This is a genomic window from Leisingera sp. XS_AS12, assembly GCF_041224635.1.
Classification (GTDB): domain Bacteria; phylum Pseudomonadota; class Alphaproteobacteria; order Rhodobacterales; family Rhodobacteraceae; genus Leisingera.
Genome location: NZ_JBGFGM010000079.1, coordinates 67,256 through 90,262, shown reverse-complemented (window position 1 = coordinate 90,262; position 23,007 = coordinate 67,256). Strand labels below are relative to the sequence as shown.

Sequence of the window (23,007 nt, the reverse complement as noted above, 5' to 3'; positions counted from 1 at the left end):
TGCCGTCTGGGGACTTAACTTGGAACAATTGGGGGCCCGGATCGCCCTTGGGCCAACAGCAACAGCGCATCGGGTGCAACTTTCGCCACATCCACAGGCCAAACGGGAAACGTAAAAAAGTAATTTGGCCCCTGCGCAGCCTCCCCGGTTTGGAAACATTGGAACCCCGGGCGCTGCGGTCTCTTGTCTTTACCGGGCCCTGCAGTTACCCACAGGAACGGCTTCGTACATACAGGTTAGCAAAAAATGCCTGCAAATGTAACTTTAATTCTTGGGGGCGCGGCCTCAGGAAAGTCGGCATTTGCCGAAGGCCTGTGCGTAAACAGCACAAAAGACAGAGTTTACTGGGCAACTGCACAAATTTTTGACGCCGAAATGCGCGAAAAAGTGTCCCGCCATCTCGCACAAAGAGGGGCTGGCTGGACCACTGTAGAGGAGCCGGAAACAGCCGGGCGAGTCTTGCCGGGGCTGACATGCGGGCAAATCTGCCTGATGGACTGCGCCACCATGTGGCTGACCAACCATTTGCTGGCCGAACACGACCTTGCCGCCGCCGAGTCGGAACTGATGTCCGCCATCGACGCCTGCGCGGCGGATCTGGTGATCGTGTCCAACGAGACCGGACTGGGCATCGTGCCCGAAAACGCGCTGGCCCGGAGGTTCCGGGAGGCTCAGGGGCGGCTGAACATCGCTCTGGCCGCGCGCGCAGACCGGGTGGTGCAAGTCACCGCCGGGCTGCCTCTGGTGCTGAAAGGCAGTCTGTGACCACCCGCCTGTTCCTGGTTCGGCACGGGCCGACTCACGCCAAATGTATGGTCGGTTGGTCAGACCTGCCCGCGGATCTTTCCGATTCGGCCGCGCTGGCCCGCCTGTCGGCGCATCTGCCCGCCGACGCGTTGGTGGTGTCTTCGGACCTGTCGCGGGCGGTGGCCACCGCGGATGCCATTCAAGGCAACCGACAGCGGTTGCCAAATCTGCCGGGGCTGCGCGAAATCCACTTTGGCGCCTGGGAGCTGCGCAGCTGGGCCGAGGTCGACGCCGAAGACCCGGACCGAATCCGCGCCTATTGGGATACGCCGGGGGACAGCACGCCGCCGGGGGGCGAAAGCTGGAACCAGCTCTGTGCCCGCGTGAATGCGGCGATCGACCGGCTGGTGGCCGCGCATGAGGGCAGCGACCTGATCGTGGTGGGTCATTTCGGACAGATTCTCAGCCAGATCCAGCGCGCTGCACGCCTCACCGCGCTGGAGGCCTTTGGGCACAAGATCGACAACCTTTCCGTCAGTCAGGTGTCTGTCGGCCCGGACGGCTGGATCGCCGACACGATCAATCACATTCCGTGATCATTTCCATCACAAACATTCCATTTGAGAATGTATTTTCCGCGGCTACCCTCGCCTTATGACATATGAACTCTATATTGGCGACCGCATGTACTCCAGCTGGTCATTGCGCGGCTGGCTCATGCTCGAGAAATTCAATCTGCCCCACACCGTCCACATGGTCGGGCTGTACTCCGGGCGCATGGCGGCGGATTTGGCGCATCTCGCCCCGGCGCGGCTGGTGCCGGTGTTGCGACTGCCGGACGGCACCGTGGTCGGTGAAAGCCTGGCTATCGCGGAAACCCTGGCCGAACGCCACCCCGAGGCCGGGCTGTGGCCGACCGATCCGGCACATCGCGCCACTGCGCGCTGGCTGGTGACCGAAATGGCCTGCGGTTTTTCCGCCTTGCGCAGCGACTGCCCGATGCAGCTGGGCGGCATTTACGAGGGCTTTACCCCTTCCGAGGCGGTCAGGACCGACCTCGCGCGAATCGAAACGCTGTTCGCCCACGCCCGCCTTGTGTCCGGCGCCGCGACGGGTCACCTGTTCGGGGCCTACTCTCTGGCTGATACGTTCTACACGCCGGTCGCAGCCCGCATCATCGGCTATGATTTGCCCGTCAGCGCCGAGACCCGTGCCTATTGCAAGCTGCTGCTCTCCGACCCATCGGTTCAGAGCTGGCAACAGCAGGCGCAGGAGGTCACCTACGACCCGGAGCCCTACCCGGTGGATTTGCCAAAGCGTGCCTGGTCGCTGGACTAACGGGTGCCGGGGCGGGGCGACCAGCGCCAATTTTGCGTGAATTCCAAGCGCGACCCGCCCCGCGTTAACCATTCGGAAACCATGATTGCCAAGCCTCTTTCCGACCAGAACGGGACGGGGAGAGATGACCACACGCTGTTACACGGTGGCCTTTCAGGGGGTCGATGCACGCTTGGTCGAGGTGCAATGCGCCGTCGCGCCAGGACTTCCGGCCTTTTCGGTGGTTGGTCTGCCCGACAAGGCGGTGAGCGAGGCGCGCGAACGGGTCCGCGCCGCCTTTGCCGCGATGTCGATTGCCCTGCCCTCGCGCCGGATCACCGTAAACCTGTCGCCTGCCGATCTGCCCAAGGAAGGCAGCCATTTCGACCTGCCAATCGCCTTGGCGCTTCTCGCCGCGATCGGGATCATCCCTGCTGAAAAGGCCGAGGACACCATCGCCCTGGGCGAGCTGTCACTCGACGGACAGCTGATGCCGGTGGTGGGCGCCCTGCCCGCAGCCGTCACCGCGGCTGAACAGGCACGGGGATGCTGATATGCCCCAAAGGTTCCGGCGCCGAGGCGGCCTGGGTGGATGCGGCGCAGGTTTTCGGCGTCACCACGCTGGCCGAAGCCGTTCAGCATTTCACCGGCCAGCGCCTGATCGAACCCGCCACGCCGGGCGAGGCCGGCAACGCCCCTGCAACCAAGGATCTGCGCGACGTGAAGGGGCAGGAGCAGGCAAAGCGCGCGCTGGAAATCGCAGCCGCCGGGCGCCATCACCTGCTGATGGTCGGACCACCCGGCTCCGGCAAATCGATGCTGGCGGCGCGCCTGCCCTCTCTGTTGCCGCCGCTGACACCAAGGGAGGCACTGGAAACCTCGATGATCCACTCCCTGGCCGGGCTGATCAAGGACGGTGGCATCAGCCGCGTCCGCCCGTACCGCGAACCGCATCACACCGCCTCGATGGCGGCCATTGTCGGCGGCGGACGACGGGCGCAGCCCGGCGAGATCAGCCTCGCCCATAACGGGGTTCTGTTCCTGGATGAGCTGCCGGAATTCGCACGCCCGGTTCTGGAAACCCTTCGCCAGCCGCTGGAAACTGGCGAAGTCATGGTGGCGCGCGCCAATGCGCATGTGAAATATCCCAGTCGCTTCATGCTGGTGGCCGCGGCCAATCCCTGCAAATGCGGTTACCTGGCCGATGCAAACCGGGCCTGCGCCCGCGCGCCGGGGTGCGGCGCAGACTATCTTGGCCGTATCTCTGGCCCCTTGTTGGACCGGTTTGATCTGCATCTGAACGTGCCGCCCGTCGACATTGCGGATCTGGATCTGCCGCCCTGTGCCGAAGGCTCGGCCGAGGTCGCACAGCGGGTGGCTTGCGCCCGCGAGCTGCAGCAGGCCCGTTATGCAAACCATCCCGGCATAGAGCAGAATGCCGACGCTGAGGGGCAACTGCTGGAAGACGCCGCGGCCCCCGGCCCCGACAGCCGCGACCTCTTGAGCCGAGCTGCCGAGCGGTTCGGTCTCAGCGCAAGAGGCTATCACCGGGTGCTGCGCGTGGCCCGCACCATCGCCGATCTGGCCCGCGAAGAGCGCGTGCAACGCCACCATTTCGCCGAGGCGCTGAGCTTCCGCCTGCCCGCAGCCCGGTAACTAGGTGCCGCCGCCCAGCACCGCACGGGCAAATACCGCGGCTTCTTCGAGCGCCGCCTGCCCCTCCGGCAGGTGACCTGCCATGAATTGCCAGACATGCGGCAGCCCGTGCCACAGGCGGAGCTGCACCGCGCTGCCGGCGGCCTGCAGCCGGGCCGCCATGCGCTCGGCGTCCGAGCGCAGCACCTCGCTGTCGGACACCTGGATCAGCACCGGCGGCGGGCCGGGGAAATCGGCAAACAGGGGCGAGGCCCGCGGATCGGCTGGGTCGGCCCCGGCCAGATATTGCTCCACAACCTCCGGCATCCGCCCCGTCGGGATGAGAACATCGCAGGCCCGGTTGTCGTGCAGGCTGGCCCCCGACAGCGTCAGGTCGCACCAGGGCGAAAAGGCGATCAGCCCGGCCGGGCGCTCTCCCTCTGCCAGAAGGCCCGCCAGCAGTGCCAGCGCCAGCCCACCGCCCGCACTGTCCCCGGCCAGCAGGATCCGGCCCGGCGCATAGCCGCGCTGGCGCAGGTGCTGCCAGGCCAGCAGGGCGTCCTCGTAGGCGGCGGGGAACGGGGCCTGTTGCAGCAGCCGGTAGTCCGGCACCGCAATCTCGAGACCGGCGGCCTGGGACAGCCGCGACAGCATGCCTTGGTAGGCCCGCGCGCTGCCCGCCAGATAGGCGCCGCCGTGCAAAAACAGGATGATCTGCCCCACGCGCGGCCTGCCGCAGCTGACCAGCGTCATCGGCACCGGCGCGCGCAGCGGCAGCAGGCGGGTAAAGGGCAGCGCCGGGTAAAGACGCGGCGCGGCAAATTCGAACACGCGCCGCGCCAGTTCAGGGCTGCTGGCGCGCCGCAGCACCGGTTTCATGCCATGACGCATCCACGCGTTGATGGCCCGGCGCTGCCAGCTCATCAGCTGATCTTGGCTTCGATCGCCTGCCAGACCTTCTCGGCGATGTTGACGCCGTCGAACCGCTCCAGCTCCTGAATGCCGGTGGGCGACGTCACGTTGATCTCGGTCAGGTAGTGGCCGATCACGTCGATGCCGACGAAGACCTGACCCTTTTCCCGCAGCAGGGGACCGATGGCGGCGCAGATCTCCAGATCCCGCTCGCTCAGCCCGATCTTTTCTGGGCGGCCGCCGACGTGCATGTTGGAGCGCGTCTCGCCCGCTGCCGGCACCCGGTTGATCGCGCCGACCGCCTCGCCGTCGACCAGGATCACCCGCTTGTCGCCATTGCTGACGTCGGGCAGGAATTTCTGCACGATCAGCGGCTCGCGGCTGAAGCCGGTGAACAGCTCGTGCAGCGAGGTCAGGTTGCGGTCATTGGCATCAAGCCGGAACACGCCCGCGCCGCCGTTGCCATAGAGCGGCTTCAGGATCACGTCGCCGTGCTTTTCCTTGAACGCCTTGATGGTCTGCAGATCGCGGGCGATGGTGGTCGGCGGCGTCAGGTCAGGGAAGTTCAGCACCAGCAGTTTTTCCGGGTAGTTGCGCACCCAGAAGGGATCATTCACCACCAGCGCCTTGCCCTTCAGCATGTCCAGAAGGTGCGTCGAGGTGATGTAGTGCATGTCGAACGGCGGATCCTGGCGCAGCCAGACCACGTCGAACTCCGCCAGATCCACTTCGCGCTCTTCGCCCAGCACCGCGGGGGCGCCCGCCACCCGCTGCACCGTCATGTCATGGCCGCGGGCGGTGATGCGGCCTTCCTGATAGGCCAGCTGGTCGGGGGCGTAGTAAAACAGCTCATGACCGCGCGCCTGGGCTTCCTCGGCCAGGCGGAAGCTGCTGTCGGCGTTGATGTCCACGCCCATGACCGGGTCCATCTGAAAGGCGATTTTCATTGGCAGTATCCCTTGTAAACTGGTCAGATACATGGCCCAGCGGGGCCGCATGTTCAATGGGGCAGCGATGCGTCAGCCCATACCAAAGGCGTTTTCGATCACCTCAACCGCGCCGTCGCCGTTCACAAGCGCGGCATCGAAACGGACCGGCGTCAGCTGGCCCTGCGGCTGGGTGTCCAGATATTGCCCGGCGCTGGCATAAATGCGTTCGATCTGCCGCGGTGTGAGCCGCAGGGCGGCGGCGGCGCTGGTTCTGCTGTGCTTCACCTCGACGAAAACCAGCCCGTCCGGCCCCTTGAGGATCAGGTCAATTTCGCCGCCCGCCCCGCGCCAGCGGCGCTCTGCCACGGTGTAGCCGAGGTTTGCATAATGGCGCGCCACGATGTCCTCTGCCGCCTCGCCCGCATGGTGGGCGCGAGCGCCGCGATGCTGGCGCGCGCGCGTCACCGCTCAGCCCTCCTTGGCCTGTTGCAGCGCCAGCTGGTAGACCTTGCGCCGTGGCAGCCCGTGCAGTTCCGCCACGATGGCGGCGGCGTCCTTGACCGAATTGTCCTGCAGCGCGGCCTGCAGGTCGCTTTGCAGATCGCGCTCGCTGACCTCGGCCGCCTGGGCGCGGTCGACCAGCAGCACGATCTCACCCTTCACCGGCTGCTCGGCGAGGTTCGCCGCCAGATCCGCCAGCGGCGCGCGGCGGATCTCCTCGAATTTCTTGGTCAGCTCGCGGCACAGTGCGGCCGGGCGGTTGCCCAACACGGCGGCCATATCCGCCAGCGAGGCGGCCACCCGCTTCGGCGATTCATAAAAGATCAGCGTGCCGGGGATCTCGCGGAGCTCCTCCAGCCGCCGCTTGCGCGCGGCCGAGGCATTGGGCAGGAAACCGGCAAAGAAAAACGCATCCGTCGGCAGCCCCGCCAGCGTCAGCGCGGTGGCGGCGGCGACGGGTCCGGGCGCGCAGGTAACCATGTGACCGGCTTCGGCGGCGGCGCGGCTCAGCTCGAATCCGGGATCGGCGATCAGCGGCATCCCCGCCTCCGAGGCGTAGGCCACGGATTTGCCCGCGGCGACCTCTTCCAGCAGCTTGGCCTGCGCACCACCGCCGCTGTGGTCGTGATAGGCGATGATCCGCCGCCCCGTCAGCGGCACGCCATGGATTTCCATCAGCTTGCGCAAAGAGCGCGTATCCTCTGCCGCAAGCACGTCTGCCGAGGCCAGCACGTCCAGCGCCCGCAAAGTGATGTCGCGCGCGGTGCCGATCGGCGTGGCAACAAAGTACAGCCCGGGAGCCAATTTGACATTCAGATGATTCAACGCTGGACCCGCCTTTTTGGTCGTTTATGATCCGTCCTTAAATTCACACGGTGCTCTGGCGCCGGGAGAACGGAGTTTCAAGCCATTATGTTTGCTGTTTTCAAACGGGCCCGCAAGGCAACACTTGCTGCCGCCGCAGCCCTGTCCGCCCTGACCCTTGCCGCCTGCGACCCTGCAACCATCGGCAGCGGCCCGACCATCAACACCTCCAAGCCGGTTCCGGTCGCGCTGCTGGTGCCGCGCGGGTCTGCCCAGCAGGGGGACAGCGTGCTGGCAAAGAGCCTGGAAAACGCGGCGCGCCTTGCCATTGCAGACCTCGACGGCGTGCAGATCGACCTGCGAGTCTATGATACCGCAGGCACTCCCGAGGTGGCCTCGAGCGCGGCACAGCAAGCCCTGAATGACGGGGCGCGGATCATCCTCGGCCCCGTTTATGCAGAAGCGGCCAATGCCGCCGGGATCGCGGCCCGGCAGCGCGGCGTGAACGTATTGGCCTTCTCCAACAACACGGCGATCGCTGGCGGCAATGTCTTCATTCTGGGGCCGACCTTTGACAACACCGCGCGGCGTCTGACGAAATTCGCCGCCCGCAATGGTAAGCGCAACATCCTGATCGTCGGCGGCAATGACGCCGCAGGCGTGGCCGGGCGGACCGCCATCCAGCAGGCCGCGGCAGAAAGCGGTGCCACGATCACCGGTAGCGTCGGGTATGAGCTGTCTCAGCAGGGTGTGATCAACGCCATCCCGACCATCCGCAGCGAGGCCGCCAAGGCGGATGCGGTGTTCCTGACCTCCACCACTGCCGGAGCCCTGCCGCTCCTGGCGCAGCTGATGCCCGAAGCGGGCGTCGACCCGGCCGAGAAGCAGTATATCGGTCTGACCCGTTGGGACATCCCGTCGCAAACCCTGTCGCTGCCGGGCGTTCAGGGTGGCTGGTTCGCCCTGCCCGACCAAAGCAAGGTTCAGCAATTCAGCGCTCGCTATCAGGCGACCTACGGCAATGCTCCGCACACCATCGGCAGCCTTGCCTATGACGGCATCGCCGCCATCGGGGCGCTGGTGGCCGCAGGCAAATCCGATGCGTTGACCACAGCGGCGCTGACCCAGGGTGCCGGCTTCCAGGGCGCTGGCGGCATCTTCCGGCTGCGCCCGGACGGCACCAACGAGCGCGGGTTGGCCGTCGCCACTATCCAGGAACAGAAGGTCGTAGTCATTGACCCAGCCCCAAGCAGCTTCGCCGGTGCCGGATTCTGATCCGGCCCTCGTAACCGCAGGGCAGACCGAAAGCGGCTTCCCCGCCCCGCGGGGGCCGCTGATCTGCGATCCGGCGGATATCTTCGACGCAGTCGCGGTGCGCCAGAAGATTCGCGCCGAGGCCGAAAACGTCCCGCCAACGGAGCTGCGCACCGCCGCCGTGAAGATCCTGCGGGAGGCCAATAAGTCCGGCCGTGCCGCGATTGCGGAGGCCTTTGCCGCGGCCCCCTTTTCGGCGCGCGAACTGACCCGCTCCTACACCTTTCTGACCGATGGGTTGGTGACCACTGCCATGTTCGTGGCCAGCACCCTGTTGCACCCGCTGGCCACGCCAACCCGCGGCGAGCGGATCGCGGTCATTGCCGTGGGAGGCTACGGGCGGGGGGAAATGGCACCTGCCTCGGACGTCGACCTGCTGTTCCTGACCCCCTACAAGATCACCGCCTGGGCCGAGAGCGTGATCGAATCCATGCTCTATATCCTGTGGGACCTGCGCCTGAAGGTCGGCCATTCCAGCCGCACCATCAAGGATTGCCTGCGTCTGGGCGGCGAAGACTACACCATCCGCACCGCCATGCTGGAAAACCGCTTTCTGGCCGGCCACGCGCCCCTCGCCGAGGAGTTGGACGCGCGGTTGAAGGCGGAGCTGTTCTCCCGCGACACCCGCGAATTCGTCGAAGCGAAGCTGGCCGAACGCGACGCGCGTCACCTGAAGCAGGGCCAGCGGTACATGGTTGAGCCCAACGTCAAGGAGGGCAAGGGCGGGCTGCGGGATCTGCAGTCCCTGTTCTGGATCGCCAAGTACCTCTACCAGGTGCAGGACGCGGAAGACCTGGTGCCACTGGGCCTGTTCCACCCCGAGGAGATGGAGCTGTTCGCCAAGGCCGCCAATTTCCTGTGGGCGGTGCGGGCGCATCTGCACCTGGCCACCGGCCGCGCCAGCGAACAACTGACCTTCGACATGCAGGTCGAAGTCGCGGCGCGCATGGGGTACGAGGACAAAGCCGGACGGCGCGGCGTGGAAATCTTCATGCAGGAGTATTTCCGCCATGCGACCCGTGTCGGGGATCTGACCCGGATCTTCCTGTCCAAGCTGGAGGAAAGCCACCAGAAGAGCGAGCCATTACTGGAGCGGATCTTTCGCCGCCGCCGCCGCGTCAAGCCGGGTTACCGCGTGGTGCGCAACCGCCTGGACGTCGCCAACCCCGAGGAATTCCTGGCCGACAAGGTCAACCTTCTGCGCCTGTTTGAAGAGGCGCTGCGCACCGGCATGCTGATCCATCCAGACGCCATGCGGCTGGTCACCGCGAACCTGCACCTGATCGACGACGAGATGCGCAACGACAAGGAAGCCCGGCGGATCTTCCTTGACCTGCTGCTGAAGCACGGCAACCCGGAACGCGCGCTGCGCCGGATGAACGAGCTGGGCGTGCTGTCCGCGTTCCTGCCCGAGTTCGAGCCGATCGTGGCGATGATGCAGTTCAACATGTACCACTCCTACACGGTGGACGAACACACCATTCAGGTGATCGCCAACTTCGCCGCCATTGAGCGCGGCGAACTGGAGGAGGAGCTGCCGCTTTCGTCGGAAGTGCTGCGCAAGGGGCTCAACCGCAAGGTGCTGATGGTGGCGATGCTCTTGCACGATATCGGCAAGGGCCGGGCACAGGACCATTCCATTCTGGGTGCCCAGATCGCGCGCAAGGTGGCACCGCGGCTGGGGCTGAAGCCCTCGGAGTGCGAAACCGTGGAATGGCTGGTGCGCTATCACCTGCTGATGTCGGACATGGCACAGAAACGCGACATCGCCGACCCGCGCACGGTGCGCGATTTTGCCAAGGCGGTACAGACGGTGAAGCGGCTGGACCTGCTGCTGTTGCTGACCGTCTGCGATATTCGTGGCGTCGGCCCGGACACCTGGAACAACTGGAAGGCGGCGTTGCTGCGCGCGCTTTACGGCCAGACCCGTGCTGCGCTTGAGGGGGGCATGGAAGCGCTGAATCGCGAGCACCGCGGCGCCGCCGCCAAGAAGGCGCTGCGCAAGGCTCTGCCGGACTGGTCCAAGGCCGACCTCAAGAAAGAAACCGCCCGTCACTATCCACCGTACTGGCACGGGCTGCATGTCACGGCACATGTGGATTTTGCCGAGATGCTGCGCGAGTTCGTTAGTCGCGGCAGCCCGGACGAGGTGATGATCCGTCTCTACCCGGACGAGGACCGCGATGCGACCCGCGCCACATTCGTGATGGAGGACCATCCCGGCATCTTCGCCCGCATCGCCGGAGCGCTGGCGCTGGTCGGGGCCAACGTCGTGGATGCGCGCTCCTACACCACCAAGGACGGTTACGTCACCGATGCCTTCTGGATCCAGGACGCCGACGGGCACCCCTTCGACCCCTCGCGCCTGCACCGGATGAAACAGATGATCGAAAAGACCCTCAAGGGAGAGGTCATCGCCGGCGAAGCACTGAAGTCGCGCGACAAGATCAAGAAACGCGAGCGGGCCTTCAAGGTGCCGACCCACATCACCTTCGATAACGAAGGCTCCGAGATCTACACCATCATCGAGGTGGACACCCGTGACCGGCCCGGCCTGCTCTATGACCTGGCCCGCGCGCTGGCTTCGGCCAATGTCTACGTTGCCAATGCGGTGATCGCGACCTATGGCGAACAGGTCGTGGATGCTTTCTACGTCAAGGACATGTTTGGCCTGAAGTACCACACGGCATCCAAACAGCGCATGTTGGAGAAGAAGCTGCGCGAGGCGATCTCCGAAGGGGCCAAACGAGCGGACACATGAAACCCATCAAACTGCTTTCGGGCTTCCTGACCGTCGGGTTCTGGACGCTGGCCAGCCGTGTGCTGGGCTTTGCGCGCGAGATCCTCATCGCCGCCTTCATCGGGCCGGGGCCGGTGCTGGATGCCTTCATCGTGGCATTCCGCCTGCCCAACCTGTTCCGTCGCTTCTTTGCCGAAGGCGCCTTCAACGCGGCCTTTGTCCCCGCTTTCGCCAAACGCTACGAGGCGGGCGAAGACGCCCGCGCTTTCGCCCAGCAGGCCTTCAACCTGCTGGCGGCGGCGGTGCTGACGCTGGTGGGGCTTGGCATGCTGTTCATGCCCGGCCTGGTCTGGCTGACTGCCGGGGGGTTCGTGGGTGATGCGCGTTTTGACATGGCGGTGGGCTACGGCCATATCGTCTTTCCCTATATCCTGTTCATGTCGCTTGCGGCGCTGTTCTCCGGCGTGCTGAACGCCACCGGGCGCTTTGCCGCCGCCGCCGCCGCGCCGGTGCTGCTGAACATCTTTACCTGCGTTGCGATGGCCGTCGCCGCCATCCTGGGCGGCGAGGTGATCACCTGGCTGGTCTGGACCATCCCGGTAGCGGGCGTCGCGCAGCTGGCGCTGGTCTGGGCGGCGGCGGCGCGGGCAGGCATCGTTCTGCGCCCGGGTCTGCCGCGCTGGACCCCGGAGATGCGCCGCCTCACCGCTGTGGCCCTGCCCGCAGCGCTGGCCATGGGTGTCACGCAGATCAACCTCGTGATCGGCCAGTACGTGGCCTCGGACATCGAAAAGGCCGCCAGCTGGCTGTTCATCGCCGACCGGCTGTACCAGCTACCGCTTGGAGTGGTTGGCATTGCCGTCGGCATCGTGCTTCTGCCCGCCCTGTCGCGCCGCCTGCGCGCGGGCGACAGCGCCGGCTCGCAGGACGCCCTGTCGCGCGCCGCCGAGTTCTCGCTGCTGCTGGCAGTGCCTTCCGCCGTGGCTTTCCTGACCGTGCCGCTGCCGCTGGTATCCGTGCTGTATGAACGCGGTGCCACCGGGCCCGAGGACGTCGCCGCCATCGCGCTGGCGGTTGCCATCTACGGTGTCGGCCTGCCCGCTTTCATGCTGCAAAAGGTGCTGCAGCCGCTGTATTTCGCCCGCGAGGACACCCGGACGCCGTTCCATTATGCGCTGGTGGCGATGGTGGTGAACGCGGGCCTGGCCTTTGGGCTGAAGCCGGTGCTGGGCTGGATCGCGCCCGCTGTCGCCGCATCCGCCGCGGGCTGGGCAATGGTGGCGCTGCTGGCATTTGGAGCCCTCCGCATGGGGCCCGAGGCGCAGTTCGACAGCCGCTTCCGTCGCCGCGCCTGGCGCATCCTAGTGGCGTCTGCCGTGATGGGTGGCGGGCTCTACGCTGCCGCCAGCTGGGGCAGCTGGCTGTTTCAGCTGGACTACTGGCGCTATCTTGCGCTGCTGGGCCTGGTTGTGCTGGGCGGCGTACTTTACTTCACCGTGGGCCAGCTCCTCGGGGCCTTCCGCCTGTCGGAATTCCGCACCGCCCTCAGCCGCCGCAAACAGACCTAGCACCGCGTCCTGCGCCGCACCGCGGGTCAAGGGCCGCGCCAGCGGCCGCGCTGCAGGCGCGGTTCACCCTTGAGGCGCGGTGTGGCGGACCGACACTGGACATGGCGCCTTCAGGGCAGGCCTGCCCCTGAAGCGCCTCTCAGCATCTTCCCTCTGCCGCGCGCCAGCGCGGCCCGGCCCAACGGCTGGAAATGCCCCGCAAGGGGCTTTGACAGCGGGCGGGAGCACCGCCGGGGCAGTCAGGCGGTCTCAGTCGCGGCGCACGCGGTTGCGGATCCGCGCCCAGCCGCCCGGTGCCAGGAAAAACGACAGCCCAAAGCCGGTGGCAAAGCCCGTCAGATCCGCAACCCAGTCCTTCTGGCCGCCGAACAGCAGTCCGAACAACAGCTGGATCCCCATCAGGAAGGCAATCAGCGAGAACGCCCGGCTCTGCTGGGCCCCGACCGACGCCAGCGAACGCCACAGCAGGAAGGTGAAGGCCCCGATCAGCCCGTAGACCGCCGGGAAGCCGCCAACCAGCGGAGCGCCGCCCGGGATCAGCACCGCGTAGCCCAGCGCACCCCCGGCGCCGGAGAGCAGGAATATCACCACCATCGCCAGATCGCCCATGACCTCGCCCACCATCTTGCCCATCGCCAGCACGAAGACGCAGACGAACAGCGCCTGGGTGAAGGCCCCATGCACAAAGCCGTAGGACACGAACCGCAGCAGATGCTCCGGCAGCCAGCGGCCGCTGTCCTGCATCCACCAGAAGATCTCGGGCGAGAAGGCATAGGCGTTCAGCGCCTCAAGCCGCCAGCCAATCGCTTCGGGCCCGCCCAGGATGCCGCGCGCGCCGAGCGAGAAGACCGCCTCAACCCCCATGATGACGATCACCAGCGCCACCACGGCGGCGGGCAGCGGGTTGATGGGGGCGGTATTGTTCGGGCTGCTCATCTGCTCTCCTGCGCGTGACGCGCCTGTTGACGTATCTTGGCCCCATGGGTAAGCCACCGGGGCTGCTATTTCCAGACGGGAGTTACGCCCATATGAGCGAAACCACTTTCACCCCGCGCGTGTTCTCGGGGATTCAACCCTCGGGCAACCTTCACCTCGGCAATTACCTGGGGGCGCTGAAACGTTTCGTCGACTGGCAGGCTAATGACGTGGAAACCGTCTATTGCATGGTCGACCTGCACGCGATCACCGTCTGGCAGGACCCCGCGGATCTGCGCCGGTCCACACGCGAACTTTGCGCGGGCTTCATCGCCGCGGGCCTTGATCCGGAAAAATCGATCCTGATCAATCAAAGCCAGGTGCCCGAGCACGCGCAGCTGGCCTGGGTCTTCAACTGCGTCGCCCGCATGGGCTGGATGCAGCGCATGACGCAGTTCAAGGACAAGGCAGGCAAGAACGCCCAGAACGCCTCTCTCGGGCTGTTGGCCTACCCGTCGCTGATGGCAGCCGACATTCTGGTCTACCACGCCACCCATGTGCCGGTGGGCGAGGATCAGAAGCAGCACCTGGAGCTGACCCGCGACATCGCCACCAAGTTCAACCACGACTATGGCGTCGATTTCTTCCCGATTACCGAACCGGTGATCGAAGGCGCTGCGACCCGCGTGATGTCCCTGCGCGACGGCTCCAAGAAGATGTCGAAATCGGATCCCTCCGACGCCAGCCGCATCAACATGACCGATGATGCCGACACTCTGGCCAAGAAGATCCGCAAGGCCAAGACCGACCCCGATGCCCTGCCCTCCGAGGCCAAGGGGCTGGAGGACCGCCCTGAGGCGCGCAACCTGGTCAACATCTATGCCGCGCTGAGCGATCAAAGCGTCGACCAGGTGCTGGCAGAGGTGGGCGGAAAGCAGTTCTCGGAATTCAAGCCGATGCTGGCGGAACTGGCCGTGGAAAAACTGGCGCCGATCTCGACGGAAATGGCCCGCCTGATGAACGAGCAAGACGAAATCGACCGGATCCTGGCACGAGGCGCAGAGCGCGCCCGCGCGATCACCGCACCGATTTTGCGCAAAACTTACGATATCGTCGGCATGGTTGCCCCCGTCGAAATCTAATAACAGCCTCGACTTTCAGAACGAAAGATAAATACCCGCGCCTATCAAAGGCGCGGGTATTTTCATTCAGCCACCTGAAACAAGGGGGAAATTTATTCCCCGCACAAAGCCACAGGCAGAGCGCTGCGTAAAAACCGATCACCCTACGAATGAAGTAGCACGCTTTGGTTGATTGGATTTCTATTTTTAACAACCTGGAAACGGTTGCCCCGCATGCTTAACCCAGATCGGCCGTCCAGCGTGGCCGCAGTTTGTACTTTACCTTGTTACCAAATTTCCCATGCGGAGAACGCCAATGTTCCTACGACGGAAGACACCGAGCACGGCCCAGAAGCTGAACGAGGCCGAGGCAGTTCTGGATGCCCTCGATCGCACTCAGGCTGTCATCGAATTCAAACCGGACGGCACCATCCTTCAGGCCAATTCCAATTTCCTCAGCACCATGGGGTACAGTCTGCAGGAAATTGCCGGCAAGCATCATTCCATGTTTGTCGCCAAGAGTTATGCATCTTCGCCTGAATATGGGCAATTCTGGTCAAGGCTGGCCGAGGGTGAGCATTTTACCGGCATGTTTCAGCGCTTGGCCAAGGATCGCAGCACGGTCTGGATCCAGGCCACCTATGCGCCGGTCCTGGGCCCCGACGGAAGCGTCAGCAAGGTTGTGAAATATGCCACCGATGTCACAGACGCCGCGGAGCGCAAGCAGGTGGTCGAAGACATCACCGATGGGCTGCGCCAATTGAGCGCCGGAAACCTTGGCTGCCAGGTGCCCGTGTCGGAGGTTGACGAGCTTGCCGAGTTGGGCGCGGCCTTCAATTCCGCGCTGCGGCAGCTGAATGAAACCGTCGGCACGGTCAAAGCCGTCGCCGCAACCGTGGCGTCCACGGCGGATGAGCTGAACCAGTCATCGGGCGAATTTTCCCAGCGGACAGAAACCCAGGCCGCAACGCTGGAACAGACGGCCGCCGCGATGGAAGAGCTGACGGCAACGGTCAAGGCCGCCGCCGACGGTGCCAAGGAGGTGGCGACCATCGTGACCCGTGCGCGCAAGACAGCCGAAACCAGCAGCCAGGTGGTTTCCGATGCAATTCGGGCCATGGATCAGATCGAAACCTCCGCCGGCAAGATCTCCACCATTATTTCCGTCATTGACGACATTGCCTTTCAAACCAACCTTCTCGCCCTGAACGCCGGGGTCGAAGCCGCGCGCGCCGGCGAGGCGGGGCGCGGTTTCGCGGTCGTCGCATCGGAAGTCCGCGCGCTGGCCCAGCGCTCATCCGACGCGGCCGGTGAAATCAAGCAGTTGATTACCGAAAGCTCGGCACAGGTCGCGGACGGCGTAAAACTTGTTGGCCGCACCGGCGACGAGCTGAAGGCCATCGTCGAGAGCGTCTCGACCATTTCCGACCACATCGTTGATATCGCCCGCGGCGCCGAGGAACAGTCCGTCACCCTGGAAGAGATCAACAGTGGCATGGGGGAACTGGATGGCGTGACCCAGCATAACGCCGCGATGGTGGAGGAATCCACCGCGGCCAGCCAGCGTCTGGCCAACGATGCCCGCGCATTGGCTGAGCAAGTCGCCAGCTTCCGGACCACGGCAGACGCGGGATCAACGGCACACGTGCAGATACGCCCTGTTGAGGTTGAAAAGCCCGCCGCCCCACAACCGGCGCGCATGACGGGCACCGGCGGCTGGCAGGATTTCTAGGCGCAGGCGAGGAGTAAGGGGTCGCAGCCGCCATCCAGCGCTGCGACCATCGACCTTACAGCCCCTTGATACCCTTGAGGATGAGGTCGGCTGCCAGCTCGGCATATTGCGACCTTGCGGCCGCACCGGCGCCGGAATTCCACATGTAATACCAGTTGAGCATGCCAAAGACCGACATCGTGGTCCCCCGCAGCCGCGCCGCATCCCCGTCAAAGGCATCGGGGGCAACCGCCTTGATGGCCTGGCTGACAAATTGCACCAACTCGCGTTGATAGCTGCGCAGATGTTCCTGCTGTTCCTCTGCCAGAGCTCCCATCGCACCGATCTGCACCTGGTGCTCATGGTCGGCGCCCTGGTAGGCCAGCAGGATCTCGTTGATGATGCGACGCAGGCGGTCTTCGGGACCGCAGCCATCCAGATCAATCGTGCAGACCCGGTCGCGCAGATCCCGCAGATAGGTGTCCAGCACCGCGAACAGCACCGCTTCCTTGCTGTCGTAGTAGTGGTAGATGTTGGCCTTGGAAATCCCGCACTCTCGCGCCAGCTGGGTCATCGACGCGCGGTCATAGCCTGAAACCGCAAACACCTTGGCAGCGGATTTCAGGATCTGGGCGCGTTTTTGGTCATGGTCTTTTGCGATCGTGCGGGCCAAGGCTCACCTCTCTTTTGTTCAGGTCGGGTTGCGGTTGTCGATCACGCGCTTGGCCTTGCCCTGGCTGCGCTCGACCGATCCGGGATCGCCGACGATGACCTCGCTGGACACGCCGATCATGTCCTTGATGCGCTTGGTCAACATCCGCGCCGCCGCAGTGCGGCTCAGCTCGTCAGCAGCATCCGGGGTTGCCTCGACATGCACCCGCATCGCATCCATACGACCCGATTTGTACAGTTCGATCTGGTAATAGGGTGCCAAGCCGCCGGTGGCCAGCAGCTGTTCCTCGACCTGGCTGGGGAAGACATTGACGCCGCGCAGGATGATCATGTCATCGCTGCGGCCGGTGATCTTTTCCATCCGCCGCATGCTGCGTGCGGTGCCGGGCAGCAGCCGGGTCAGGTCACGGGTGCGGTAGCGCACCATCGGCAGGCCTTCCTTGGTCAGCGTTGTGAAGACCAGCTCGCCCAGCTCCCCGTCCGGCAGCACCTCTCCAGTTTCGGGATCGATGATCTCGGGCAGGAAGTGATCCTCCCAGATCACCGGGCCGTCCTTGGTCTCGACGCATTCGCTGGCGACACCCGGCCCCATGATTTCGGAGAGGCCATAGATGTCGACCGCATGCATGTCGAACGCCTCCTCGACTTCGCGGCGCATCGCGTCGGTCCAGGGTTCGGCGCCAAAGATACCGACCTTCAGCGAGCTGTCTTGCGGGTCCAGTCCAGCCTTGTGGAACTGCTCGAGGATGTTCAGCATGTAGGACGGGGTTACCATGATCCCGTCGGGCCGGAAGTCGGTGATCAGCCCGACCTGTTTTTCGGTCTGCCCGCCCGACATCGGCACCACCGTCGCACCCAGACGCTCGATCCCGTAATGCGCGCCCAGACCGCCGGTGAACAGCCCGTAGCCATAGGCGTTGTGCACCATGTCGCCCTTGCGCAGACCGGCCGCCCGCAGGGAGCGCGCCACCAGGTCGGCCCAGTGCGAGATGTCATTCGCGGTGTAGCCCACCACCGTCGGCTTGCCCGTGGTGCCAGAGGAGGCATGCAGGCGGAGGATCTGCTCGCGCGGGACCGCGAACAGGCCGAACGGGTAGTTGTCCCGCAGGTCGTTCTTGTAGGTGAAGGGGAACTTGGCCAGGTCAGACAACTGCTGCAGATCGTTTGGGTGCACTCCTGCGTCATCGAAGCGCTGCTTGTACATCGGCACGTTGTCATAGGCGTGGCGCAGCGACCACTGCAGACGCTTCAGCTGAAGTGCACGAATCTCGTCGATCGAGGCAATCTCGATCGGGTCCAGTTCACCCTTCTTGGGGCTCAGATCTTCCATGGCGTCCTCCACACCTTATTCGTCGAACAACTGGCCTTTGATCGCGCGGGAAAAGCCCCGGAACTCCGCGATCTGCTGGCCGTCCTGATTGGTCACTGTCACGTCATAAATGCCGCTGCGCCCGGTCAGCGAAACCTCGCGCGCGGTGGCGATCAGCCGGTCACCCAGCCGCCCCGGCGCGGTGAAGCTGATCACGTTGTGCTGCGCCACCGTTGCCTGGTTGCGGCTGTTGCAGGCAAAGGCAAAGGCGCTGTCGGCCAGCATGAAGATCACGCCGCCGTGGCAGATGCCGTGGCCGTTGCAATGGTGTTGCGCTACCGTCAGCTCCAGCGTGGCCTCGCCCTCATCCACATGGGTGATCTCCATCCCCGCCCATTTGGAGGCATGGTCATCCGCCCACATGGCGGCGGCGGACTTCTCGGCGCGTTCTTTCGGGGTCATGGTCATCTGCCCTTGAACTCAGGGGCGCGCTTTTCCAGGAAGCTGGCCACGCCCTCGGCGTAATCGGCGCTTTCGCCGCAGGTCTTCATCGCATCCGCTTCCAGTTCCAGCTGATCGGACAACGTGTTGACCGCAGCCGCCTGGATGCACTGCTTGGTCAGACCCAGGCCCAGCGTCGGACCGTTTGCGAATTTCTCGGCCATGGCACGGGCCTCGGCCATCAGTTCGCCGTCCGGCAGCGCCTTCCAGATCAGCCCCCAGTCCTCGGCCTTCTTCGCAGGCAACGGCTCGGCCGTCAGCGCCAGCCCCTTGGCGCGGGCCTCGCCCAGCAGCCGGGGCAGATGCCAGCTGCCGCCAGTGTCGGGGATCAGGCCGACCTTGGAGAACGACTGGATGAACTTGGCACTTTCCGCCGCCAGCACCATGTCGCAGGCCAGTGCCAGATTGGCCCCTGCCCCCGCAGCCACGCCGTTGACGGCGCAGATCACCGGGAAATCCAGCGAGCGGATCAGCCGCACCAACGGCGCGTAGAAGCTGCGCACGGTCTTGCCGAGGTCCGGCGGCCCGTCCATCTTGCGCGGGTCGCGGTCGCCCAGATCCTGGCCCGCGCAAAAGCCGCGCCCGGCACCGGTCAGCAGCACCGCACGGGCTCCGCCGTCCCGCGCCGCCTCAAGTGCTGCGCGCAACGCGTTGTGCATCTCCTCATTGAAACTGTTCAGCCGGTCCGGACGGTTCAGGGTGATCTCCACCCAGGTGCCGTGATCCTCCACCAGAATCGTATCGCTCATCGCTCCCTCACCTTGTCAGCGGTGCCTTTGACAAATTCCTTGCATAAACCGACCGGACGGTCAATATATCTCAGCATCGGTTTCCAGACAGCCGACCCTGTGTCGGCCTGACGAAAAGGACAGCATCATGAGCCTTCTTGAGATTTCCAGCTTTGCGGCGGGTCAATGGGTCGCACCGGGCGCGGGTGCCCGCAACATCGCCAGCGCCATCACCGGCGAGGTGATCGCCAGCGCAGGCAATGACGCGCTCGACGTGCAAGGAATGCTCGACTACGCCCGCACCGTGGGCGGCCCCGCCTTGCGCAAGCTGACCTTCCACGACCGCGCCCGGATGCTGAAGGCGCTGGCAGGCCACCTGAACCAGCACAAGCAGGCGCTTTACGATCTGTCGTTCAACACCGGTGCGACCCAGTCCGACCACATGATCGACATCGACGGCGGCATCGGCACCATGTTCGTCTTCGCCTCCAAGGGTCGCCGCGAGATGCCGGATGCGCATGTCTATCTTGATGGCGATGTCGAGCAACTCAGCCGCAAGGGAACCTTCCTCGGCCAGCACATCTGCACCCCGCTGCGCGGCGTCGCGGTGCATATCAACGCCTTCAACTTCCCGGTCTGGGGCATGCTGGAGAAGCTGGCCCCCACCCTGCTCGCCGGTGTTCCCGCCATCGTGAAACCCGCCACCAACAGCTGCTACGTGACCGAGCTGGCGGTGAAGCTGATGCTCGACAGCGGCATCCTCCCCGAAGGCGCGCTACAGCTGGTCTCTGGCGGTCTGGGCGACATGCTGGACCATCTGACCATGCAGGACGTGGTCAGCTTCACCGGCTCCGCCGACACAGCGCTGAAGCTGCGCGCAAACCCGGTGATCCTGAAGAACTCGGTGCGGTTCGTGGCCGAACAGGACAGCCTCAACGCGTCTATCTTGGGCCCCGACGCCCAGCCTGCCACGCCGGAATTCGACCTGTTTGTGAAGGAAGTGCAGCGCGAGATGACCACCAAAGCGGGCCAGAAGTGCACCGCCATCCGCCGCATCATCGCACCGCAAGCACAGGTGGATGCGGTGATCGAAGCGCTGTCGGCGCGGCTTGCCAAGACCACCATCGGCGACCCGCGCCTGGAAACCACCCGCATGGGCGCGCTGGTCTCGGGCAGCCAGAAACGCGACGTTCTGGAGAAGGCCGCGATCATCGGCCAAGAGGCTGAGCGCGTCTTTGGCGACCCGGACAACTTCGTCGTCGACGGTGCCGACGCCGACAAAGGCGCCTTTGTTCCGCCGATGCTGTTCCACTGCGCCGACCCCGACAAGGCGCAGCGCGTGCATGACACAGAGGCCTTCGGACCCGTCTCCACCATCATGGGCTACCGCGATTTGGATCACGCGATCGAGCTTGCCAACCGCGGCCAGGGCTCGCTGGTGGCCTCGGTCATCACCCATGATCCGGCCGTCGCGCGCGAGGTCGCCATTGGGGCGGGCGCCTACCATGGGCGACTCTACTTCAACAACCGCGACTCGATGAAGGAATCGACAGGCCACGGCTCCCCGCTGCCGCACATGGTGCATGGCGGCCCGGGCCGCGCCGGCGGCGGCGAGGAGATGGGCGGCGTGCGCGGCGTCAAACACTACATGCAGCGCACCGCCATCCAGGGCTCGCCCGACATCCTGTCGGCAATCGGCGAGAAATGGGTCCCCGGCGGCACCGAGATCAAAGGCCCGGCCCACCCCTTCACCCGCAGGTTCGGCGAGCTGGCGATCGGTGAAACCCTGCACACCGCGCCGCGCACCGTCACGCTGGAGGATATCGAGACCTTCGCCCATTTCACCGGCGACACCTTCTATGCCCACATGGACGAAGAGGCCGCCAAGCGGAACCCGTTCTTCCCGGGCCGGGTCGCGCACGGCTACCTGCTGCTGTCCTTCGCCGCGGGCATGTTCGTGCAGCCGGACGAAGGCCCTGTGCTGGCCAACACCGGACTGGACAACCTGCGCTTCATGAAACCGGTCTCGGCCGGTGACAGCATCCAGGTGCGCCTGAGCGTCAAGAAAAAGACCCCGCGCAACGACGAATACGGCGAAGTGCGCTGGCATGTGACGCTGACCAATCAGGACGGCGACATTGCCGCGGAGTATGAGCTGCTGACCATGAACGCCTACTAAGGCCGCAAACCGCCCGGACTGGTCTAACCCGTCCGGGCGATCTATGTTGAAACTCATGAGCGACAGCAATGACATCTGGTTCGAAAGCGCGGTCCAGCAGCTGAACGACCCGCAGAATCAGCGGGTCTGGTCGGTGATCGTTTCGCTGTTCGGGGATCTGGCCCAGGACAAGGGCGCGCAGATCAGTGGCAGTGCCCTGACCCGGATCATCACGCCGATGGGAATCAAGCCCGAGGCCATCCGCGTCGCCCTGCACCGCCTGCGCAAGGACGGCTGGATCGAAAGCGCCCGCTCCGGCCGCGCCTCGATCCACTACCTTACCGAATACGGTCGCAACCAATCCGCCGCGGTCACCCCGCGGATCTATGAGCGCACCGTCTCGGCGCCGCAGGACTGGCACCTGCTGATCTGCGAGGACGGCGCAAACCCGGACGGCCTCGACGAGGTGCTGCTGCTGCCGAACTACGTGCCCGTGAACCGCAGCACGGCGTTGGGCCACGGGCCGATGCCCCGCAATCTGGAGGGGGTTCTGGCGGTGGAGGTCAAGTCCATTGCCGTCCCGCAGTGGCTCAAGACGCGTCTTTACCCTGAACACCTGCGGCAGGCCTGCGCCGCGCTGCACGGCGACCTATCCCTTGTGCCGCCCCCCCCGGGCACTCTCAACCCAGAACAGCTGGGTACCCTGCGCACCTTGATCGTGCACCGCTGGCGGCGTGTGGTCCTGCGGCACCCTGACCTGCCCCCATACTTTCATCCGTCCGACTGGGTCGGCGAGCATTGCCGTGCCTTGGTGTTCGAGCTGCTGGACCAGCTGCCGCGCCCGCCGCTCGCGGCCCTGGACGTCGCTGAGGGTTGATCCGCAGCCGCCCTGACGGGGCAAACGACCTGCGCCTGACGTGGTATTTTCCCGCTCCTGCCGGTGAATGCAAAAAACTCTACCGAGTTTTGGATTTTTCGGATTTTTCCGCTTGACCCGCCCCCCGCCATTCCGTAAATCGCCTCCACACAGCGAGCGGCGGAGTAGCTCAGTTGGTTAGAGCAGCGGAATCATAATCCGCGTGTCGGGGGTTCAAGTCCCTCCTCCGCTACCACCCCTCCCAACAATATCTTTGGCGAATGTCTTCCGATGGGGTGGTGACCATTCTGCGGAAGCCCTTTCGAGGTGGTGCAGTGTCGCAAGATTGATCGACCGCTGAACACCGCCCAACTCCATAAGCGGATTTTCTCATCAGAAGAAAGACCACAGAAACCTCTCGCAGCGGGCGACGGATTTCTGGAGAGCCCTTAGCAACCCTAAGTTCTTTTCCATTACACAGAAATAGACCGATCTCCCTTTAACATATCTGCAAGGAGGTCATCATCAGCCAGCTAGCGACACTGATCCTGAACCACCTTGAGTTCATC

19 protein-coding genes, 1 tRNA gene and 1 pseudogene are annotated in these 23,007 nt (G+C 64.8%); 12 read left to right on the top strand and 9 right to left on the bottom strand.

What is annotated here, in order from left to right; translation table 11 throughout:
• Positions 1-246: 246 nt before the first annotated feature.
• The 4 genes and pseudogenes from cobU to AB9K35_RS06990 all read left to right on the top strand — a co-directional run bounded on the left by cobU (position 247) and on the right by AB9K35_RS06990 (position 3,720).
• The gene (gene cobU / locus AB9K35_RS07005) at positions 247-765 is read left to right on the top strand and encodes a bifunctional adenosylcobinamide kinase/adenosylcobinamide-phosphate guanylyltransferase (RefSeq protein ID WP_369925044.1); all 519 of its coding nucleotides are present in this window, start codon (positions 247-249) and stop codon (positions 763-765) included.
• Positions 762-1,343: a histidine phosphatase family protein gene (locus AB9K35_RS07000; protein WP_369925043.1), complete on the top strand. Its 582-nt coding sequence runs from the start codon at positions 762-764 to the stop codon at positions 1,341-1,343. The genes cobU and AB9K35_RS07000 overlap by 4 nt, the downstream gene beginning before the upstream one ends.
• A 58-nt stretch (positions 1,344-1,401) precedes the next feature.
• Positions 1,402-2,085, top strand: a complete 684-nt coding sequence (locus AB9K35_RS06995; RefSeq protein WP_369925042.1) for a glutathione S-transferase — start codon at positions 1,402-1,404, stop codon at positions 2,083-2,085.
• 124 nt (positions 2,086-2,209) lie between these two features.
• Positions 2,210-3,720, top strand: a pseudogene (locus tag AB9K35_RS06990) (YifB family Mg chelatase-like AAA ATPase).
• Here the strand turns inward: AB9K35_RS06990 and AB9K35_RS06985 are convergent.
• The 4 genes from AB9K35_RS06985 to rsmI form a co-directional block, all read right to left on the bottom strand.
• Positions 3,721-4,623: an alpha/beta hydrolase fold domain-containing protein gene (locus AB9K35_RS06985; RefSeq protein ID WP_369925041.1), complete on the bottom strand. Its 903-nt coding sequence runs from the start codon at positions 4,621-4,623 to the stop codon at positions 3,721-3,723. It lies immediately after the preceding pseudogene.
• Positions 4,623-5,558: a glutathione synthase gene (gene gshB, locus AB9K35_RS06980; RefSeq protein ID WP_222456416.1), complete on the bottom strand. Its 936-nt coding sequence runs from the start codon at positions 5,556-5,558 to the stop codon at positions 4,623-4,625. Before gshB ends, AB9K35_RS06985 begins: the two co-directional genes overlap by 1 nt.
• Before the next feature lie 72 nt (positions 5,559-5,630).
• Complete coding sequence (locus tag AB9K35_RS06975) at positions 5,631-6,005, bottom strand: YraN family protein (RefSeq protein WP_369925040.1); 375 nt, start codon at positions 6,003-6,005, stop codon at positions 5,631-5,633.
• Between the two features lie 3 nt (positions 6,006-6,008).
• Complete coding sequence (gene rsmI, locus AB9K35_RS06970; RefSeq protein WP_369925038.1) at positions 6,009-6,866, bottom strand: 16S rRNA (cytidine(1402)-2'-O)-methyltransferase; 858 nt, start codon at positions 6,864-6,866, stop codon at positions 6,009-6,011.
• Positions 6,867-6,953: 87 nt separating this feature from the next.
• Between rsmI and AB9K35_RS06965 the strand changes: the two genes are divergently transcribed.
• From AB9K35_RS06965 to murJ, 3 genes are read left to right on the top strand one after another with little or no spacing between them, the layout of a single operon-like run.
• Positions 6,954-8,120, top strand: coding sequence for a penicillin-binding protein activator (locus tag AB9K35_RS06965; RefSeq protein ID WP_369925037.1), 1,167 nt, complete (start codon positions 6,954-6,956; stop codon positions 8,118-8,120).
• Complete coding sequence (locus AB9K35_RS06960; protein WP_369925036.1) at positions 8,080-10,920, top strand: [protein-PII] uridylyltransferase; 2,841 nt, start codon at positions 8,080-8,082, stop codon at positions 10,918-10,920. Before AB9K35_RS06965 ends, AB9K35_RS06960 begins: the two co-directional genes overlap by 41 nt.
• Positions 10,917-12,467, top strand: coding sequence for a murein biosynthesis integral membrane protein MurJ (gene murJ / locus AB9K35_RS06955; RefSeq protein ID WP_369925035.1), 1,551 nt, complete (start codon positions 10,917-10,919; stop codon positions 12,465-12,467). The genes AB9K35_RS06960 and murJ overlap by 4 nt, the downstream gene beginning before the upstream one ends.
• A 249-nt stretch (positions 12,468-12,716) precedes the next feature.
• Here the strand turns inward: murJ and AB9K35_RS06950 are convergent, their stop codons facing one another.
• Positions 12,717-13,403: a rhomboid family intramembrane serine protease gene (locus tag AB9K35_RS06950; protein ID WP_369925034.1), complete on the bottom strand. Its 687-nt coding sequence runs from the start codon at positions 13,401-13,403 to the stop codon at positions 12,717-12,719.
• Positions 13,404-13,495: 92 nt separating this feature from the next.
• Between AB9K35_RS06950 and trpS the strand changes: the two genes are divergently transcribed.
• On the top strand, positions 13,496-14,524 hold the full coding sequence (trpS, locus tag AB9K35_RS06945) for a tryptophan--tRNA ligase (protein ID WP_222456409.1): 1,029 nt from the start codon (positions 13,496-13,498) through the stop codon (positions 14,522-14,524).
• Between the two features lie 295 nt (positions 14,525-14,819).
• Positions 14,820-16,235, top strand: a complete 1,416-nt coding sequence (locus AB9K35_RS06940) for a methyl-accepting chemotaxis protein (protein ID WP_369925033.1) — start codon at positions 14,820-14,822, stop codon at positions 16,233-16,235.
• Positions 16,236-16,290: 55 nt separating this feature from the next.
• Here the strand turns inward: AB9K35_RS06940 and AB9K35_RS06935 are convergent, their stop codons facing one another.
• Genes AB9K35_RS06935 through paaG form a run of 4 tightly spaced genes read right to left on the bottom strand, consistent with a single transcriptional unit; the run spans position 16,291 to position 19,445 of the window.
• Positions 16,291-16,887, bottom strand: a complete 597-nt coding sequence (locus tag AB9K35_RS06935; RefSeq protein ID WP_222456407.1) for a TetR/AcrR family transcriptional regulator — start codon at positions 16,885-16,887, stop codon at positions 16,291-16,293.
• 18 nt (positions 16,888-16,905) lie between these two features.
• Positions 16,906-18,216, bottom strand: coding sequence for a phenylacetate--CoA ligase PaaK (paaK, locus tag AB9K35_RS06930; protein ID WP_369925032.1), 1,311 nt, complete (start codon positions 18,214-18,216; stop codon positions 16,906-16,908).
• 15 nt (positions 18,217-18,231) lie between these two features.
• A complete protein-coding gene (paaI, locus tag AB9K35_RS06925; protein WP_369925031.1) occupies positions 18,232-18,657 on the bottom strand; it encodes a hydroxyphenylacetyl-CoA thioesterase PaaI in 426 nt (141 codons plus the stop codon).
• Positions 18,658-18,659: 2 nt separating this feature from the next.
• Positions 18,660-19,445: a 2-(1,2-epoxy-1,2-dihydrophenyl)acetyl-CoA isomerase PaaG gene (gene paaG, locus AB9K35_RS06920; protein ID WP_369925030.1), complete on the bottom strand. Its 786-nt coding sequence runs from the start codon at positions 19,443-19,445 to the stop codon at positions 18,660-18,662.
• 127 nt (positions 19,446-19,572) lie between these two features.
• On the opposite strand from paaG, the gene paaZ reads away from it, so the two are divergent.
• From paaZ to AB9K35_RS06905, 3 genes are all read left to right on the top strand, one after another.
• Positions 19,573-21,603 (top strand): phenylacetic acid degradation bifunctional protein PaaZ, encoded by a 2,031-nt coding sequence (paaZ, locus tag AB9K35_RS06915; RefSeq protein ID WP_369925029.1) that lies wholly within the window; start codon positions 19,573-19,575, stop codon positions 21,601-21,603.
• Positions 21,604-21,658: 55 nt separating this feature from the next.
• On the top strand, positions 21,659-22,459 hold the full coding sequence (locus AB9K35_RS06910; protein WP_369925028.1) for a PaaX family transcriptional regulator C-terminal domain-containing protein: 801 nt from the start codon (positions 21,659-21,661) through the stop codon (positions 22,457-22,459).
• Positions 22,460-22,617: 158 nt separating this feature from the next.
• A tRNA-Met gene (locus tag AB9K35_RS06905) sits at positions 22,618-22,694 on the top strand.
• Positions 22,695-23,007: the final 313 nt, after the last annotated feature.